This window comes from Salipaludibacillus neizhouensis (genome assembly GCF_002886185.1).
Taxonomy (GTDB): domain Bacteria; phylum Bacillota; class Bacilli; order Bacillales; family Salisediminibacteriaceae; genus Salipaludibacillus; species Salipaludibacillus neizhouensis.
In genome coordinates this window covers 273,277-291,232 of the sequence record NZ_KZ614147.1, presented here as the reverse complement: position 1 = coordinate 291,232, position 17,956 = coordinate 273,277, and the positions used below count along the sequence as shown (strand labels likewise).

Annotated in this window: 19 protein-coding genes; all 19 read left to right on the top strand. The window is 41.5% G+C overall.

Annotated features, from left to right (window positions below; genetic code table 11):
• Positions 1–93 precede the first annotated feature (93 nt).
• The 19 genes from rpoB to rplN all read left to right on the top strand — a co-directional run bounded on the left by rpoB (position 94) and on the right by rplN (position 17,937).
• Positions 94–3,639 (top strand): DNA-directed RNA polymerase subunit beta, encoded by a 3,546-nt coding sequence (gene rpoB / locus CEF18_RS18360; protein WP_110937995.1) that lies wholly within the window; start codon positions 94–96, stop codon positions 3,637–3,639.
• A gap of 36 nt (positions 3,640–3,675) precedes the next feature.
• A complete protein-coding gene (gene rpoC / locus CEF18_RS18355) occupies positions 3,676–7,287 on the top strand; it encodes a DNA-directed RNA polymerase subunit beta' (RefSeq protein ID WP_110937994.1) in 3,612 nt (1,203 codons plus the stop codon).
• An 82-nt stretch (positions 7,288–7,369) separates the two neighbouring features.
• Entirely contained in the window at positions 7,370–7,618 is a 249-nt protein-coding gene (locus tag CEF18_RS18350; RefSeq protein WP_110937993.1) for a 50S ribosomal protein L7ae-like protein, read from the top strand.
• A gap of 113 nt (positions 7,619–7,731) precedes the next feature.
• Complete coding sequence (rpsL, locus tag CEF18_RS18345) at positions 7,732–8,145, top strand: 30S ribosomal protein S12 (RefSeq protein WP_110937992.1); 414 nt, start codon at positions 7,732–7,734, stop codon at positions 8,143–8,145.
• A 50-nt stretch (positions 8,146–8,195) separates the two neighbouring features.
• Positions 8,196–8,666, top strand: a complete 471-nt coding sequence (gene rpsG / locus CEF18_RS18340; RefSeq protein ID WP_110937991.1) for a 30S ribosomal protein S7 — start codon at positions 8,196–8,198, stop codon at positions 8,664–8,666.
• Between the two features lie 96 nt (positions 8,667–8,762).
• On the top strand, positions 8,763–10,841 hold the full coding sequence (gene fusA, locus CEF18_RS18335; RefSeq protein ID WP_110937990.1) for an elongation factor G: 2,079 nt from the start codon (positions 8,763–8,765) through the stop codon (positions 10,839–10,841).
• A 104-nt stretch (positions 10,842–10,945) separates the two neighbouring features.
• Positions 10,946–12,136, top strand: a complete 1,191-nt coding sequence (gene tuf / locus CEF18_RS18330; RefSeq protein WP_110937989.1) for an elongation factor Tu — start codon at positions 10,946–10,948, stop codon at positions 12,134–12,136.
• A gap of 333 nt (positions 12,137–12,469) precedes the next feature.
• Positions 12,470–12,778, top strand: a complete 309-nt coding sequence (gene rpsJ / locus CEF18_RS18325) for a 30S ribosomal protein S10 (RefSeq protein WP_110937988.1) — start codon at positions 12,470–12,472, stop codon at positions 12,776–12,778.
• Positions 12,779–12,815: 37 nt separating this feature from the next.
• Positions 12,816–13,445, top strand: coding sequence for a 50S ribosomal protein L3 (gene rplC, locus CEF18_RS18320; protein ID WP_110937987.1), 630 nt, complete (start codon positions 12,816–12,818; stop codon positions 13,443–13,445).
• 26 nt (positions 13,446–13,471) lie between these two features.
• A complete protein-coding gene (rplD, locus tag CEF18_RS18315; protein WP_110937986.1) occupies positions 13,472–14,095 on the top strand; it encodes a 50S ribosomal protein L4 in 624 nt (207 codons plus the stop codon).
• Entirely contained in the window at positions 14,095–14,385 is a 291-nt protein-coding gene (gene rplW, locus CEF18_RS18310) for a 50S ribosomal protein L23 (protein WP_110937985.1), read from the top strand. Before rplD ends, rplW begins: the two co-directional genes overlap by 1 nt.
• A gap of 29 nt (positions 14,386–14,414) precedes the next feature.
• Positions 14,415–15,245 (top strand): 50S ribosomal protein L2, encoded by an 831-nt coding sequence (gene rplB, locus CEF18_RS18305; protein WP_110937984.1) that lies wholly within the window; start codon positions 14,415–14,417, stop codon positions 15,243–15,245.
• Positions 15,246–15,305: 60 nt separating this feature from the next.
• Positions 15,306–15,584: a 30S ribosomal protein S19 gene (rpsS, locus tag CEF18_RS18300; protein WP_110937983.1), complete on the top strand. Its 279-nt coding sequence runs from the start codon at positions 15,306–15,308 to the stop codon at positions 15,582–15,584.
• A gap of 21 nt (positions 15,585–15,605) precedes the next feature.
• On the top strand, positions 15,606–15,947 hold the full coding sequence (gene rplV, locus CEF18_RS18295) for a 50S ribosomal protein L22 (RefSeq protein WP_110937982.1): 342 nt from the start codon (positions 15,606–15,608) through the stop codon (positions 15,945–15,947).
• A gap of 2 nt (positions 15,948–15,949) precedes the next feature.
• Positions 15,950–16,609, top strand: coding sequence for a 30S ribosomal protein S3 (gene rpsC, locus CEF18_RS18290; RefSeq protein ID WP_110937981.1), 660 nt, complete (start codon positions 15,950–15,952; stop codon positions 16,607–16,609).
• A gap of 2 nt (positions 16,610–16,611) precedes the next feature.
• Positions 16,612–17,046, top strand: a complete 435-nt coding sequence (gene rplP / locus CEF18_RS18285; protein ID WP_110937980.1) for a 50S ribosomal protein L16 — start codon at positions 16,612–16,614, stop codon at positions 17,044–17,046.
• Positions 17,036–17,239: a 50S ribosomal protein L29 gene (gene rpmC / locus CEF18_RS18280; protein WP_110937979.1), complete on the top strand. Its 204-nt coding sequence runs from the start codon at positions 17,036–17,038 to the stop codon at positions 17,237–17,239. The genes rplP and rpmC overlap by 11 nt, the downstream gene beginning before the upstream one ends.
• Before the next feature lie 21 nt (positions 17,240–17,260).
• Positions 17,261–17,524, top strand: coding sequence for a 30S ribosomal protein S17 (gene rpsQ / locus CEF18_RS18275; protein ID WP_110937978.1), 264 nt, complete (start codon positions 17,261–17,263; stop codon positions 17,522–17,524).
• 44 nt (positions 17,525–17,568) lie between these two features.
• Entirely contained in the window at positions 17,569–17,937 is a 369-nt protein-coding gene (rplN, locus tag CEF18_RS18270) for a 50S ribosomal protein L14 (protein ID WP_110937977.1), read from the top strand.
• The last annotated feature ends 19 nt before the right edge of the window (positions 17,938–17,956 follow it).

Genomic DNA, 17,956 nt, shown 5'->3' with positions numbered 1-17,956 from the left:
AGCAAGAATTAATTACGTATCTGTCAAAGGAAGAGCCAAGTATCTTTGGATTCCTTTTGATGATAAAAACGTTAGGTTTGAGGGGTGAATAAGTTGACAGGTCAACTAGTTCAGTATGGACGCCACCGCCAGAGGAGAAGTTACGCAAGAATTAATGAAGTTTTGGATCTTCCAAACTTGATAGAAATTCAGACGGCTTCTTATCAATGGTTTCTTGATGAGGGTATACGAGAGATGTTTCAAGACATCTCACCAATTGAAGATTTTACAGGAAATTTAGTTCTTGAGTTTATTGATTATAGCTTAGGAGATCCAAAGTATCCTGTGGATGAATCGAAAGAACGTGATGTCACGTATTCTGCTCCACTTCGAGTAAAGGTTCGCCTTATTAATAAGGAAACCGGTGAAGTAAAAGAGCAAGAAGTATTTATGGGAGATTTCCCTCTCATGACAGACACAGGTACATTCGTTATTAACGGTGCAGAGCGAGTTATTGTTTCACAGCTTGTTCGTTCACCAAGTGTGTATTTTAGTCAAAAAATAGACAAAAATGGGAAGCGCGGCTTCACTACAACGGTAATACCGAATCGTGGTGCTTGGCTAGAATTAGAAACTGATGCCAAAGATGTTGTGTATGTTCGTATTGACCGTACACGAAAAATCCCGGTAACAGTTTTATTGCGTGCGCTTGGGTTTGGCTCTGATCAAGAGATCATTGACTTGTTAGGAGAAGATGAGTATTTACGTAATACGCTTGAAAAAGACAATACTGACACTGCAGAAAAAGCGTTGTTGGAAATCTATGAGCGTTTACGTCCGGGAGAACCACCAACTGTAGATAGCGCCAAAAGTCTACTAGAATCCCGCTTTTTTGATCCGAAAAGGTACGATCTAGCAAATGTAGGTCGTTATAAAATGAATAAAAAGCTTCATATTAAAAATCGTTTATTTAACCAGAAATTGGCTGAAACGTTAGTTGATCCAGATACTGGTGAAATACTGGCAGAAGAAGGTTCCCTAATTGATCGCCGTCTTTTGGATAAACTTATTCCATACTTGAATAACAATGTTGGTTTCAAACACATTACTCTTCAAGGCGGAGTTATTAACGATGAAGAAGTAGAGCTTCAGTCTGTTTTAATTTATTCACAGCAAGCTGGAGATGATGAATTACCAATTCGGGTAATAGCTAATGGCCAAATTGATGAAAAAATTAAAAACATTACACCGGCGGATATTATCTCGTCTGTCAGTTACTTCTTTAACTTGTTGCATGGCGTTGGTAATACCGATGATATTGATCATCTAGGAAACCGCCGTTTACGTTCTGTAGGGGAATTACTGCAAAACCAATTTAGAATTGGTTTATCTCGAATGGAACGTGTAGTTCGTGAGCGCATGTCGATTCAGGATGCAAATATGATTACACCACAAGCGTTGATTAATATTCGACCTGTTATTGCTTCTATTAAAGAGTTCTTCGGTAGCTCTCAGCTATCTCAATTTATGGACCAGACAAACCCATTAGCGGAATTAACGCATAAGCGTCGTCTCTCTGCCCTTGGACCTGGTGGTTTAACTCGTGAGCGTGCTGGCTTTGAAGTGCGAGATGTTCATTATTCCCACTACGGACGTATGTGTCCGATTGAGACACCTGAAGGACCGAACATCGGTTTAATTAACTCATTATCAAGTTTTGCGAAGGTCAACCCATTTGGTTTCATAGAGTCGCCATATCGTAAGGTTGATCATGATGCCGAACTCGTTTCCAAACAGGTAGACTACTTAACTGCTGACGAAGAGGATAACTATGTAGTTGCTCAGGCAAATGCAAAGTTAGATGAGAATGGTGCTTTTATGGACGATGATATTATTTGTCGTTTCCGTGGGGAGAACATTATTGTTCCTCGTGATCGAGTAGATTACATGGATGTATCACCAAAACAGGTTGTTTCCGCCGCTACTGCGTGTATTCCTTTCTTAGAAAACGATGACTCTAACCGTGCGTTAATGGGTGCCAACATGATGCGTCAAGCAGTTCCGCTCTTAGAACCACATTCTCCATTAGTAGGAACTGGTATGGAGTATGTGAATGCGAAAGACTCGGGTGCTTCTGTTGTTTCCGCGACGAAAGGTAGAGTTGAACGAGTATCAGCTAGATATATTGATATTCGCGTAATCGAAGAAGTAGATGGCAAAGAAGTAGAAGGTAATCTAAAACAATATAAATTAATGAAATTCGAACGTTCGAACCAAGGTACTTCCTATAATCAGCGCCCAATCGTAAGTGAAGGTATGATTGTAGAAAAAGGCGAAATCCTTGCTGACGGTTCTTCTATGGAAAAGGGAGAAATGGCACTAGGTCAGAATGTTCTAGTCGGATTTATGACATGGGATGGTTACAACTATGAGGATGCGATTATCCTTAGTGAGCGTCTTGTAAAAGATGATGTATATACATCTATTCATATTGAAGAATTCGAATCTGAGGCTAGAGATACAAAGCTCGGACCAGAGGAGATTACCCGCGATATTCCGAACGTAGGGGAAGATGCGCTTCGTAACCTGGATGAACGCGGTATTATTCGAACAGGTGCTGAAGTGAAAGATGGAGATATTCTATGCGGAAAGGTTACGCCTAAAGGGGTAACGGAACTAACTGCAGAAGAGCGATTACTTCATGCGATTTTCGGTGAAAAAGCAAGGGAAGTTCGTGATACATCACTAAGAACTCCACATGGTGGGGACGGTATCGTTCTTGACGTGAAGGTATTCAACCGTGAAGACGGGGATGAACTTCCACCTGGTGTAAACCAGCTTGTTCGTGTCTATCTCGTACAGAAGCGTAAAATTCACGAAGGAGATAAAATGGCAGGGCGACACGGTAACAAAGGTGTTATTTCCCGCATTTTACCTGAGGAAGATATGCCATATATGCCTGACGGTACTCCCATTGATATTATGCTTAACCCACTAGGGGTTCCATCGCGTATGAATATCGGGCAAGTATTAGAGCTTCACATGGGTATGGCTGCTAGACAACTAGGAATTCACATCGCTACACCAGTTTTTGATGGAGCAGAAGAAGAAGATGTATGGAGTACGATTGAAGAGGCTGGTATGTCCAGAGATGGTAAAACGGTCCTTTATGATGGTCGTACTGGAGAAGCATTTGATAACCGTGTTTCTGTGGGTATTATGTACATGATTAAACTTGCTCACATGGTTGATGATAAATTACATGCACGTTCAACAGGACCTTACTCTCTCGTTACACAGCAGCCTTTAGGTGGTAAAGCACAATTTGGTGGTCAACGTTTCGGTGAGATGGAGGTATGGGCATTAGAGGCATATGGTGCCGCCTATACACTGCAAGAAATCCTAACGGTTAAATCAGATGACACGATCGGCCGTGTGAAAACGTACGAGGCAATTGTCAAAGGAGAAAACGTTCCAGAACCAGGTGTTCCAGAATCTTTCAAAGTATTGATTAAAGAACTTCAAAGTCTTGGTATGGATGTGAAAATGCTATCTAGTAATGACGAAGAAATCGACATGCTAGAGCTTGATGATGATGATGATCAATCAAATGATAAGCTTAACTTAAACCTAGAGTCCAGTGGAGAATCCAACGGGTAACGTAAGAACTTGAATGCTGAAAGGGAGGTTAACCCCTTGATAGATGTGAATAATTTTGAGTATATGAAAATCGGTCTTGCATCCTCAGATAAGATTCGTTCTTGGTCTCGAGGAGAAGTCAAGAAACCGGAAACGATTAACTACAGAACATTGAAGCCAGAAAAAGACGGGCTTTTCTGTGAACGGATATTTGGACCTACAAAGGACTGGGAATGTCATTGTGGAAAATACAAACGCGTCAGATATAAAGGTGTCGTTTGTGATCGCTGCGGTGTTGAAGTTACTAGATCAAAGGTTCGTCGAGAGCGCATGGGGCATATTGAATTAGCTGCCCCTGTGTCTCACATATGGTATTTCAAAGGGATTCCGAGTCGTATGGGTCTTGTATTGGATATGTCTCCACGGTCACTCGAAGAAGTAATTTACTTTGCATCTTACGTTGTAACTGAGACTGGAGATACACCATTAGAGTTGAAACAGTTGCTCTCTGAAAAAGAGTACCGGGCTTACCGAGAGAAATACGGTCGTACATTCTCTGCACAAATGGGTGCAGAAGCGATTCGTAAACTTTTAGAAGACATTGAACTCGACAAAGAAGCAGTAAGTTTAAAAGAAGAGTTAGAAACAGCCCAAGGACAACGAAGAACGAGAGCCATTAAACGTTTGGAAGTTATCGAGGCTTTTCGACACTCAGGAAACGATCCTTCTTGGATGGTGCTAGATGTCCTTCCTGTTATACCACCAGAGTTACGACCAATGGTTCAACTTGATGGAGGAAGATTCGCGACATCTGATTTAAACGACCTTTATCGCCGTGTTATTAACCGTAACAATCGATTAAAGCGTCTGTTAGATCTAGGCGCACCAAACATTATCGTTCAAAATGAGAAGCGTATGCTGCAGGAAGCTGTAGATGCCCTTATTGATAACGGTCGAAGAGGTCGTCCAGTTACTGGACCGGGTAACCGTCCATTGAAGTCCCTTTCGCATATGTTGAAAGGTAAACAAGGACGCTTTCGTCAAAACTTATTAGGAAAACGTGTCGATTACTCAGGTCGTTCCGTTATCGTAGTTGGACCTCATTTAAAGATGTTCCAGTGCGGGCTTCCAAAAGAAATGGCGTTGGAGTTATTCAAGCCTTTCGTTATGAAAGAGCTCGTCAGTAAAGGGTTTGCTCATAACATCAAGAGTGCGAAAAGAAAAGTCGAGCGTGTCCACCCTGAAGTGTGGGATGTTTTGGAAGAAGTAATTAAAGAACATCCGGTTTTATTAAACCGTGCACCAACGCTTCACAGATTGGGAATTCAAGCTTTCGAACCAACGTTGGTTGAAGGTCGTGCGATTAAACTCCATCCACTCGTTTGTACAGCATATAACGCTGACTTTGACGGTGACCAAATGGCAGTGCACGTTCCATTATCTGCTGAAGCGCAAGCGGAGTCTCGTATCCTTATGCTTGCGGCTCAAAACATTTTAAACCCAAAGGATGGTAAACCTGTTGTTACACCATCTCAAGATATGGTATTAGGTAACTACTACTTGACCATTGAGAGAAAAGGTGCAATTGGCGAAGGAAGAATTTTTAACGATCCTAATGAAGTAATGACCGCATATACAAATGGATATGTACATCTTCATACAAGAATCGCTGTCCCTGTTTCATCATTAAGTAAATTAAACTTTAGAGATGAATTTGAAGACCAACTTATCCTTACATCGGTAGGTAAAGTGATTTTCAATGAAATTCTTCCAGAATCGTTCCCTTATATTAACGAACCTACGATTGAGAATCTTGAGTTAGAGACTCCGTCGAAGTTCTTTGTACCAAGAGGGACGGATGTGAAAGAAGAATTTAAAAAACGTGATCTTGTCCTACCATTTAAGAAAGGTTTCCTAGGTGACATCATTGCGGAGGTCTTTAAGAAATTCAAGATTTCTGAAACATCTGTGATGTTGGATAAGATGAAGGATTTAGGGTTCTTTTATTCAACGAAAGCTGGAATCACTATTGGGGTTTCCGATATTGTTGTTCTTGCTGACAAACAAGCGATCCTTGATGATTCTGAAGAAAAAGTACAGCGGATCTTAAAACAGTTTCGTCGTGGTCTAATCACGGAAGAAGAGAGATATGATAAAGTAATTGCTATCTGGAGTGCAGCAAAAGATGTGATTCAAAATAAATTGATGGGCACATTGGATATTAATAACCCTATCTTTATGATGAGTGATTCTGGAGCGCGTGGTAACGCCTCTAACTTTACCCAGCTTGCTGGTATGCGTGGTCTGATGGCTAACCCGTCCGGAAGAATTATTGAGCTTCCGATTAAATCCAGTTTCCGTGAAGGTCTAACAGTACTGGAGTACTTTATCTCCACTCACGGTGCTCGTAAAGGTCTTGCAGATACTGCTCTTAAAACAGCGGACTCAGGGTATCTCACTCGGCGCCTAGTAGACGTGGCTCAAGATGTTATTATTCGTGATGACGATTGTGGCACTGATCGAGGGTTAATTGTTAAAGCAATAAAAGAAGGTAATGAAATCATTGAAAGTTTATACGATCGTTTAGTTGGTCGCGTATCTTTCCAAAGACTTTACCATCCTGAAACGAATGAGATCCTCGTTGAACGTAACCAGGACATTACAGAAGACATGTCCAAAGTAATTGAAGATGCTGGAGTGGAAACGGTACTAATTCGTTCCGCATTCACATGTGATACGAAACATGGTGTATGTAAGAAGTGCTACGGTCGAAACCTTGCTACTGGTTCTGAAGTAGAAGTTGGTGAAGCAGTAGGTATTATCGCAGCGCAATCTATTGGTGAGCCAGGTACACAGTTAACAATGCGTACTTTCCACACCGGCGGGGTAGCTGGAGATGACATTACTCAAGGTTTACCGAGAATTCAGGAAGTCTTTGAAGCTCGTAATCCTAAAGGTCTTGCGATTATTTCCGAGATTGAAGGGGAAGTTATCGAAATTAAAGAGGTTAACGATAAGAAAGAAATCGTTGTACAGGGTGCTATTGAGGTACGGAACTATCCAACACTTTACGGCTCCAGGATGAAAGTAGAAGTCGGAGAGAAAGTGTTGCCTGGCCAAGAACTAACAGAAGGTTCTATCGATCCTAAAGAACTCTTGATTGTATCAGGTGTTCAGGGAGTTCAGGAGTATCTGCTGAGAGAGGTACAAAAAGTTTACCGTATGCAAGGTGTTGAAATCGGAGACAAACACGTCGAAGTTATGGTTCGTCAAATGATGCGTAAAATTCGTGTTATTGATGCAGGTGATACAAATGTATTACCAGGCTCACTCGTGGAAATCCATCAATTCAACGATGCAAACCGTGATATACTTCTAAGAAATGGCCGCCCTGCTTCAGGTCGTCCGGTTCTACTAGGTATTACGAAAGCATCGCTTGAGACGGATTCTTTCTTATCTGCAGCTTCCTTCCAAGAAACAACACGTGTTTTGACAGATGCGGCTATTAAAGGTAAACGCGATGAATTAGTCGGGTTGAAGGAAAACGTTATAATCGGTAAATTAGTTCCAGCCGGTACAGGTATGCAACGTTACCGCCAAATGTCAGCAGCTGATAAATCAAAAACAGATAAAAATGAAGTTGTTGAAGAAGTAGCAATGAAGGAATAAGTGAAATAGGTATTGACACTGAAATACGACGGTGGTACTATATCCTAGTGTGCCAAATACCTGATGCTTTGGAGGATTACAGATGTCTTATGAAAAAGTAGCCCAGGCAGCTAATAAAGTCGTAGGCACGAAGCAGACGCTTAAAGCACTGGAAAATGAGCTGGTAAAAGAGCTCTTTGTTGCAGAAGATGCTGATCATCAAGTGTTAGACAAGGTCATGACTTTGGCAAATGACAAAGGTGTTCAAGTTAATTCCGTTGATTCTATGAAAAGGCTTGGAAAAGCCTGTGGTATTGACGTAAATGCAGCAATCGTAGCTATTAAAAAGTAAAATAGTTTTTACCAACAGGCTCGCCCCTGTTGGTGAAAGCTTTCCTTTTACCCATTTGTGGACCACCTGGACCAGTGGTCTTGCATATTTCAATTAAGAGAGGAGGAAAACCAATGCCTACAATTAACCAATTAGTGCGTAAGGGACGTCAGTCGAAGATTAGAAAGTCTGACTCTCCAGCTTTAAATAAAGGTTATAACAGTTTTAAAAAGATTCAAACAGATGAGGATTCACCACAGAAACGTGGAGTTTGTACTCGTGTAGGTACGATGACACCGAAGAAGCCGAACTCGGCACTTCGTAAATATGCCCGTGTTCGTTTGACGAACCAAATCGAAGTAACTGCATACATCCCTGGAATTGGGCACAACCTGCAAGAACACAGTGTTGTACTTATCCGTGGCGGACGTGTGAAAGACTTACCGGGGGTACGTTATCATATCGTACGTGGAGCTCTTGACACAGCTGGTGTTGAGAACCGCATGCAAAGCCGTTCTAAGTATGGAACGAAGAGACCTAAGAAATAAAGATTTTCAGAAACAAAAACTACTATTAATTCGTGAAAGGAGGGACTTCAATGCCTCGTAAAGGACCCGTACCTCGTAGAGACGTACTAGCTGACCCGATTTATCAATCTAAATTAGTTACGCGTTTAATTAACCGTATTATGTCTGATGGTAAAAGAGGAAAAGCACAAACTATACTTTATAAAGCATTTGATCTTGTCCGTGAACGTGGAGGTAATGATCCACAGGAAGTTTTCGAACAAGCATTAAAGAATATCATGCCAGTACTTGAGGTTAAAGCACGCCGAGTAGGTGGAGCAACGTATCAAGTACCTATCGAAGTGAAACCTGAGCGTCGTACGACATTAGGACTTCGTTGGTTAGTAAGCTACGCTCGTCTTCGTGGAGAGAAAACAATGGAAGAGCGTCTTGCAAATGAAATTATGGATGCTGCTAATAACACTGGCGCAGCTGTTAAAAAGCGTGAGGATACTCACCGTATGGCTGAAGCGAATAAAGCATTTGCTCATTATCGCTGGTAGAATTAAAGGTTTGGATAAGGAATCAATTCAATTGCGAATTGGTTCCCCTTCAATACAACTAAACGTTTTCATAATAAGGGAAGGAGAAATTGACTAATGGCAAGAGAATTCTCCTTAGAAAAGACTCGTAATATCGGAATCATGGCTCATATTGATGCCGGTAAAACGACAGCTACAGAGCGTATTCTTTTCTATACAGGGCGCATTCACAAAATTGGTGAAACTCACGATGGCGGTTCTCAAATGGACTGGATGGACCAAGAGCAAGAGCGTGGGATCACAATTACGTCTGCTGCCACAACAGCACAGTGGAGAGGTCATCGGATAAATATTATCGATACTCCTGGACACGTAGACTTCACAGTCGAAGTTGAACGTTCATTAAGAGTATTAGATGGTGCAGTAGCAGTATTAGATGCTCAGTCCGGTGTAGAACCACAAACTGAAACAGTTTGGCGTCAAGCAACAACATATGGTGTGCCAAGAGTCGTCTTTGTAAATAAGATGGATAAACTAGGTGCAGATTTCGTATATTCACTCAAAACGTTAAAAGATCGTTTAGGAGCTAACGCTGCTGCGATACAGTTACCAATTGGTGCTGAAGACGATTTTGAAGGAATTATTGATCTCGTTACAATGGAAGCATTCTTCTATTTAGATGACCTAGGAACTCGTAGTGAAGCTCGTGAAATTCCAGAAGAGTATAAAGCTCAGGCGGTAGAGTATCGTGACAAACTTGTAGAAGCTGTGTCTGAATTAGATGAAGATCTCACTATGAAGTATTTAGAAGGAGAAGAGATTACGGAAGCTGAGTTAAAGCAAGCTATTCGTACTGCTACACTTAGTGTAGAGTTCTATCCTGTTCTATGTGGATCGGCTTTTAAAAATAAAGGTGTTCAACTGTTGTTGGATGGCGTTATTGATTACTTACCAGCTCCAACAGATGTTGAAGCTATCAGAGGTATCAAACCAGATTCTGAGGAAGAAGTTATCCGTAAAGCCGGGGATGACCAACCTTTTTCTGCTTTAGCATTTAAGGTTGCTACAGACCCGTTTGTTGGTAAACTAACATTCTTCCGAGTCTATTCTGGTAAAGTAGATGCTGGTTCCTATGTTCGCAATACTTCCAAAGGGAAGCGTGAGCGTATGGGACGAATCTTACAAATGCACGCAAACCACCGTGAGGAAATTCCTACTTGTTATTCCGGTGATATTGCTGCAGGGATTGGTTTGAAGGACACATCAACAGGGGATACGTTAAGTGATGAAAAAAATCACGTTATCCTTGAATCTATGGAGTTTCCAGATCCAGTTATCTCATTGTCTGTTGAGCCAAAATCAAAAGCCGACCAAGATAAGATGGGTATGGCACTTGCTAAACTCGCAGAAGAGGATCCAACTTTCAAAACGCACACAGATGACGAAACAGGTCAAACTATCATCGCTGGTATGGGTGAGCTTCACTTAGATATCCTTGTTGATCGTATGAAACGTGAGTTTAATGTAGAAGCTAATGTAGGTGCTCCTCAAGTATCTTATCGTGAAACAATTCGCCAAGCTGCGAAATGTGAAGGTAAGTTTGTACGTCAATCTGGTGGACGAGGTCAGTACGGTCACGTATGGATCGAATTCTCACCTAATGATGAGGGTGCAGGTTTCGAATTTATTGATAATGTTGTAGGTGGGGTAGTACCACGTGAATATATCAATTCAGTTCACGCCGGGGTTAAAGATTCTTTAGACAACGGTCTACTCGCAGGTTTCCCTGTAATTGATGTTAAAGCAAGATTATATGATGGTTCTTACCATGATGTTGACTCGAATGAGATGGCATTTAAAGTAGCTGCATCAATGGCATTTAAAGAGGCTAGAACTAAATGTAACCCAGCTCTACTTGAACCACTAATGAGAGTAGAAGTTGTTATCCCTGAAGAATACATGGGTGACATCATGGGTGATATCACTTCCCGTCGTGGTCGTGTAGAAGGTATGGAAGCTCGCGGTAATGCACAAACAGTTAAAGCGATGGTTCCTTTAGCAGAGATGTTCGGATATGCGACATCCCTTCGTTCAAACACACAAGGTCGCGGAAATTATACAATGACTTTCGACCACTATGAAGAAGTACCGAAAAGTATTTCAGAAGACATCATCAAGAAAAGCACAGGACGATAATCGTCCCTATCAGTGATTTATTGTAAGAAAAGAAAGGTGTTAAGATACAGTCTTTCATCTTTAAAAAATAAAAATATCTAAAAATATTAAGGAGGATTTCGATCATGGGTAAAGAAAAATTTGATCGTTCCAAAACGCATGCTAATATCGGTACAATTGGTCACGTCGACCACGGTAAAACTACACTAACAGCAGCAATCTCTTCTGTACTTTTCAAGAAGTCAGGTAAAGGTTCTGCAATGGCGTATGACCAAATTGACGGAGCACCAGAAGAGCGCGAGCGTGGAATCACTATCTCCACTGCACACGTTGAATATGAAACTGATTCTCGTCACTATGCACACGTTGACTGCCCAGGCCACGCTGACTATGTAAAGAACATGATCACTGGTGCTGCACAAATGGACGGAGCTATCCTAGTAGTATCTGCTGCTGATGGCCCAATGCCACAAACTCGTGAGCATATCTTGCTTTCTCGTCAAGTAGGTGTACCTTCAATCGTTGTTTTCTTAAACAAAACTGACCAAGTTGACGATGAAGAGCTACTTGAATTAGTAGAAATGGAAGTTCGTGATCTACTTTCTGATTATGATTTCCCTGGTGACGATGTTCCTGTAGTAAAAGGTTCTGCTCTTAAAGCACTTCAAGGTGACGAAGAGCACGAAAACATCATCCTAGAGTTAATGCAACAAGTGGATGACTACATTCCAACTCCGGACCGTGACAAAGATAAGCCATTCATGATGCCAATTGAGGATGTTTTCTCTATCACTGGTCGTGGTACTGTTGCTACTGGTCGTGTTGAGCGTGGAAAACTAAACGTAGGTGACGAAGTTTCAATCATCGGTCTTACTGAAGAACCTAAGAAAACTACTGTTACTGGTGTTGAAATGTTCCGTAAGCTTCTTGACTATGCTGAAGCTGGAGACAACATTGGTGCACTTCTTCGTGGGGTTGCTCGTGAAGATATCAACCGTGGTCAAGTACTTGCTAAGCCTGGAACAATCACTCCGCATACAAAGTTCAAAGCGGAAGTTTATGTTCTATCAAAAGAAGAAGGTGGACGTCACACTCCATTCTTCACAAACTACCGTCCACAATTCTATTTCCGTACTACAGACGTAACTGGTGTTACTCATCTTCCTGAAGGTGTAGAAATGGTTATGCCTGGAGATAACGTAGAAATGGTTGTTGAATTAATTTCACCAATCGCTATCGAAGAAGGTACTAAGTTCTCTATCCGTGAGGGTGGACGTACTGTTGGTGCTGGTGTCGTAGCTACAATCACTGAGTAAGATATTTGATTGAATAGCAAGAGACAAGTGAAAGCTGATCGGGGTGAGCAATCATCCTGATCAGTTTTTTTATTAGAAAATTTCTCCTTTCTAAAAAGACTTCTTGAATTATTTTAAATCACCTTGTATAATAGGCAAAGTGTGCTAATAAAGTTTTTTTAAATAAATGTTGCATGTGATCAATGAATCTTGTATAATATTTAATGTTGGTCACTGACAGGCATTGAATCGGAAGGTTGTCGACACACCAGGCCCCTTTGCCATGGGACGGCGTAGAGAAATTTCCGAGGAGCAAGTCTATTTCCAAAAATGGGCGAAAAAGGAGGTAATATTATGGCAAAACAGAAAATTCGCATTCGATTAAAAGCGTATGATCACAGAATCTTAGATCAATCAGCGGTGAAGATTGTGGAAACAGCTAGTCGTTCAGGCGCGAGTGTTTCAGGTCCAATCCCACTACCAACTGAAAAATCAATCTACACGGTTCTACGTGCTGTACACAAATACAAAGATGCTCGTGAGCAGTTTGAAATGCGCACGCATAAGCGATTAATCGACATCATTGACCCTACACCACAAACTGTAGATGCGTTAATGCGATTGGATCTTCCGTCAGGCGTAGATATCGAAATTAAATTATAAATAATATTATAGAATAGAATTATAGGAGGTGTAACTCATGACTAAAGGAATCTTAGGTAGAAAATTAGGTATGACTCAAATTTTCTCTGAAACTGGAGAGGCAATTCCGGTAACAGTTATCCAAGCTGAACCTAACGTTGTTCTTCAAAAGAAGACAATCGAAGGTGAAGGCTATGAATCAATTCAACTTGGTTTTTCAGACGAGAAACAAAATCGTGTGATTAAACCTGCAAAAGGTCATGCGGAAAAGGCGAAGACAACCCCTAAGCGCTTCGTTAAAGAGCTGCGTGATGTTACAGTTGCGGACTATGAAATTGGTCAGGAAATTAAAGTAGATACATTCACTGAAGGTGAAACTGTAGATGTAACTGGTACTTCTAAAGGGAAAGGTTTCCAAGGTGCTATCAAGCGTCATAACCAATCTCGAGGACCAATGTCTCACGGTTCGCGTTATCACCGTCGTCCTGGTTCAATGGGACCTGTTGCCCCTAACCACGTACGCCCTGGTAAATTACTTCCTGGTCGCATGGGTGGAGAGCAAGTTACCGTTCAAAATCTTGTAGTAGTAAAAGTAGATACAGAAACTAATTTGTTATTAGTTAAAGGAAATGTTCCTGGAGCTAACAAAAGTTATATTACTGTGAAATCAGCGATCAAAGCTGACTAATATTGAAAAGGAAAGGAGGAGCCCAGATGCCTAAAGTTACTTTATATAACCAAGCTGGCTCAGAAGTAGGCGATATTGAACTTTCAGCCGATGTTTTCGGTATTACACCAAATGAAAGTGTCCTATTTGAAGCAGTTTTGATGCAACAAGCATCTCAACGTCAAGGAACGCATTCAACAAAAGGTCGCGCAGATGTTCGCGGTGGTGGTAAAAAACCATGGCGTCAAAAAGGAACGGGACGTGCTCGTCACGGATCTATCCGTTCGCCAATTTGGGTTGGTGGTGGAGTTACATTCGGTCCAACACCGCGTAAATATGGTTTTAAAATGCCTAAAAAGCAACGTCGTTTGGCTTTAAAATCTGCTCTTTCTTCCAAGGTGAATGATGAAAACATTCGCGTAGTGGAAGGATTGAGCCTTGAAACTCCTAAAACGAAGGAAATGAAAGTAATTCTTTCAGGATTATCTGCAGAAAAGAAGACACTAGTTGTAACATCTGATTACAACGCTGCTGTTGCATTATCTGTTGGTAACCTTCCAGGAGTAAAATTCATAACAGCTGATGGAGTAAATGTACTTGATATTCTTAAACATGAGAAGCTAATCATTACTCAAGATGCTGTGAAACAGGTAGAGGAGGTGCTTGCATAATGGCAGACGTAAGAGATATTATTAAGCGCCCGCTCATCACTGAGCGAACAACAGACTTGATGGCTGATAAGAAATATACGTTTGAGGTAGACCCTCGTTCGAATAAATCTCAAATCAAAGATGCTATTGAAGAAATCTTCAGCGTGAAAGTAGTTAGTGTTCACACGATGAACTACAAAGGTAAATTCAAGCGTTTCGGCCGTCATTCAGGCTACACTCCAAAACGCAAGAAAGCAATTGTAAAACTTTCTGCTGATAGTAAAGAACTAGAGTTCTTTGAGAGTGTATAACAAATAATTAGAGAAGGAGGGAAAAGCTGATGGCTATCAAAAAGTATAAACCAACCACACCGGGTCGTCGTGGTATGACTACTCTTGACTTTCAAGAGTTAACTACAGATCGACCAGAGAAATCATTGCTCGCTCCAGTTAAGCGAAATGGTGGACGTAACAACCAAGGTAGATTGACAGTACGTCATCAAGGTGGCGGACACAAACGTCAATATAGAATAATGGATTTTAAACGTGATAAAGATGGAATTCCAGGGCGCGTTGCTACGATTGAATACGATCCGAACCGCACTGCAAATATCGCTCTTATCAACTACGCAGACGGAGAAAAGCGTTACATCATAGCTCCTAAAAACTTGAAGGTTGGTACTGTAATTCTGTCAGGTAAAGATGCGGATATCAAAATTGGTAACGCACTTCAACTGCAAGACATTCCGGTAGGTACTATTATTCACAACATTGAGCTTCGTCCAGGTAAAGGTGGACAGTTAGTCCGCTCTGCTGGTGCAGAGGCACAGGTTTTAGGTAAAGAAGGTAAGTATGTTCTTGTTCGCTTACGCTCTAGCGAAACGCGTTTAATCTTAGCAACTTGCCGTGCGACAATTGGTCAGGTTGGTAATGTTGAACACGAACTCGTGAATGTCGGTAAAGCTGGTCGTTCACGTTGGAAAGGTATTCGTCCTACTGTTCGTGGTTCTGTTATGAACCCGGTTGATCACCCACACGGTGGTGGTGAAGGACGTGCGCCAATCGGACGTAAATCACCAATGTCTCCTTGGGGCAAACCAACCCTTGGATATAAGACTCGTAATAAAAACAAAGACACGGATAAATACATTGTGCGTCGTCGTAAAAAATAACGCGGTTGTGCTACGGTTCTTCAGACGAACCGTAGGTCAATCACGAAGGGAGGTACACTTATGGGTCGCAGTTTGAAAAAAGGACCATTCGTCGATGATCATCTTATGAAGAAAGTGGAAGCAATGGGTGAAGGCGAGAGTCGTAGAGTTATCAAGACTTGGTCTAGACGTTCTACAATTTTTCCACAATTTGTCGGTCACACGATTGCAGTATATGACGGTCGTAAACATGTACCAGTTTATATTTCGGAAGATATGGTTGGACACAAGCTTGGTGAGTTTGCACCATCAAGAACGTACAAAGGCCATGCATCTGACGATAAGAAAACACGACGTTAATAAAGAGGGGAGGTACTATTCATGGAAGCAAAAGCAATTGCAAAACAAGTGCGTATTGCTCCTCGCAAAGTTCGCTTAGTCGTTGACTTGATTCGAGGCAAAAAAGTTGGCGAAGCCGTATCTATTTTACGTCTTACACCTCAGAAGTCATCAATTGTAGTTGAGAAACTTTTGAATTCAGCCATTGCGAACGCAGAGCATAACTATGAAATGGAACCTGACAATTTAATTGTTAGTAAAGTATTTGTAGATGAAGGTGTTACATTAAAGAGATTTCGCCCACGTGCTATGGGACGTGCGAGTCGAATCAATAAACGTACGAGCCATATCACGCTCGTTCTATCAGAAAAGAAGGAGGGATAAGTGTGGGTCAAAAGATAAATCCTAATGGACTTCGTGTCGGCGTTATTCGCGGCTGGGAGTCAAAGTGGTACGCTGATAAAGACTATGCTGACCTACTTCACGAAGATATTAAAATTCGTGAATACTTGGAGAAGCGTTTGAGCGAAGCTTCTGTCTCTACTATTGAAATCGAACGTGCAGCAAATCGTGTGAACGTAACGGTTTTCACTGCTAAGCCAGGTATGGTAATCGGTAAAGGTGGATCTGAAGTAGAAGCTCTACGTAAAGCTTTAAATCAATTAACAGGCAAAAAAGTTCACATTAACATCAACGAAATTAAGAGACCTGATCTTGATGGAAAACTTGTTGCTGAAAACATTGCTCGTCAATTAGAAAACCGTATTTCATTCCGTCGTGCGATGAAACAAACTATTCAACGTACAATGCGTTCAGGCGCTTTAGGAATTAAAACAGAAGTTTCTGGTCGACTTGGCGGTGCTGATATTGCTCGTTCTGAATCATATAACGAAGGAACTGTTCCTCTTCATACATTAAGAGCAGACATAGATTACGGATTTGCAGAAGCAGATACGACTTATGGAAAACTCGGTGTGAAGACTTGGATCTACAAAGGTGAGGTCCTTCCAACGAAAGGAACGAAACAAGAGGAAGGAGGAAAATAATCATGCTTATGCCAAAACGTGTTAAATACCGTCGTGAACACCGTGGTAAGATGCGCGGTCGTGCTAAGGGCGGAACAGAAGTAAACTTCGGTGAGTATGGTTTGCAAGCTTTAGAAGCTTCGTGGATCACGAACCGTCAAATAGAAGCTGCACGTATTTCCATGACACGTTATATGAAGCGTGGTGGTAAGGTGTGGATCAAAATTTTCCCAGATAAGCCTTATACAGCTAAACCTCTAGAAGTAAGAATGGGTTCCGGTAAAGGGGCACCAGAAGGTTGGGTTGCGGTAGTGAAGCCAGGGAAAATATTGTTTGAAATCGCAGGTGTATCTGAGGAAGTAGCTCGTGAGGCATTACGTCTTGCGTCTCATAAATTACCAATTAGAACAAAGTTCGTAAAACGTGAAGAAGTGGGTGGTGACGCAAATGAAAGCTAATGAGATTAGAAACCTAACCACTACCGAAATCGAACAGAAATCGAAATCGTTAAAGGAAGAGCTTTTTAACCTTCGCTTTCAGCTTGCGACTGGACAGCTTGATAATCCAGCCCGCATTCGTGAAGTGAAAAAAGCAATTGCTCGTGCAAAGACAGTTTTACGTGAACGAGAACTCGGAATCACGAACGAATAGTCCGGAGAGGAGGTTTGCACAGTGGAAGAACGTAATAACCGCAAAAGCTATGTTGGTCGTGTAACATCTGATAAGATGGATAAGACGATAACAGTAGTTATAGAAACTTATAAAACACACTCGCTCTACGGAAAGCGTGTTAAAGATTCTAAAAAGTTAAAAGCGCATGATGAAAATAACTCAGCGAAAATAGGTGACGTTGTACGTGTAATGGAGACTCGTCCATTATCTAAAGACAAGCGTTTCCGTCTTACTGAAATCGTTGAAGAGTCAGTCATCGTTTAACTTCATATTTATGTTTACTTACCTGAAGGGAGGTAAAGAAGTTTATGATTCAACAAGAAAGCCGATTAAAAGTAGCCGATAATTCTGGAGCTCGTGAAGTATTATGTATTAAAGTTCTTGGTGGCTCTGGCCGTAAAACTGCGAACATTGGAGACGTTATCGTCTGTACTGTAAAGCAAGCAACACCTGGTGGCGTTGTCAAGAAAGGTGAAGTTGTTCGTGCAGTAATCGTTCGTACAAAGAGCGGTGCACGTCGTCAAGATGGATCTTATATCAAGTTTGATGAAAACGCAGCGGTAATCGTCAAAGACGACAAAGGACCTCGAGGAACTCGTATCTTTGGACCAGTTGCACGTGAATTACGTGAAAACCAATTCATGAAGATCGTTTCTTTAGCTCCTGAAGTACTTTAATGTTAGATAAAATAAATGG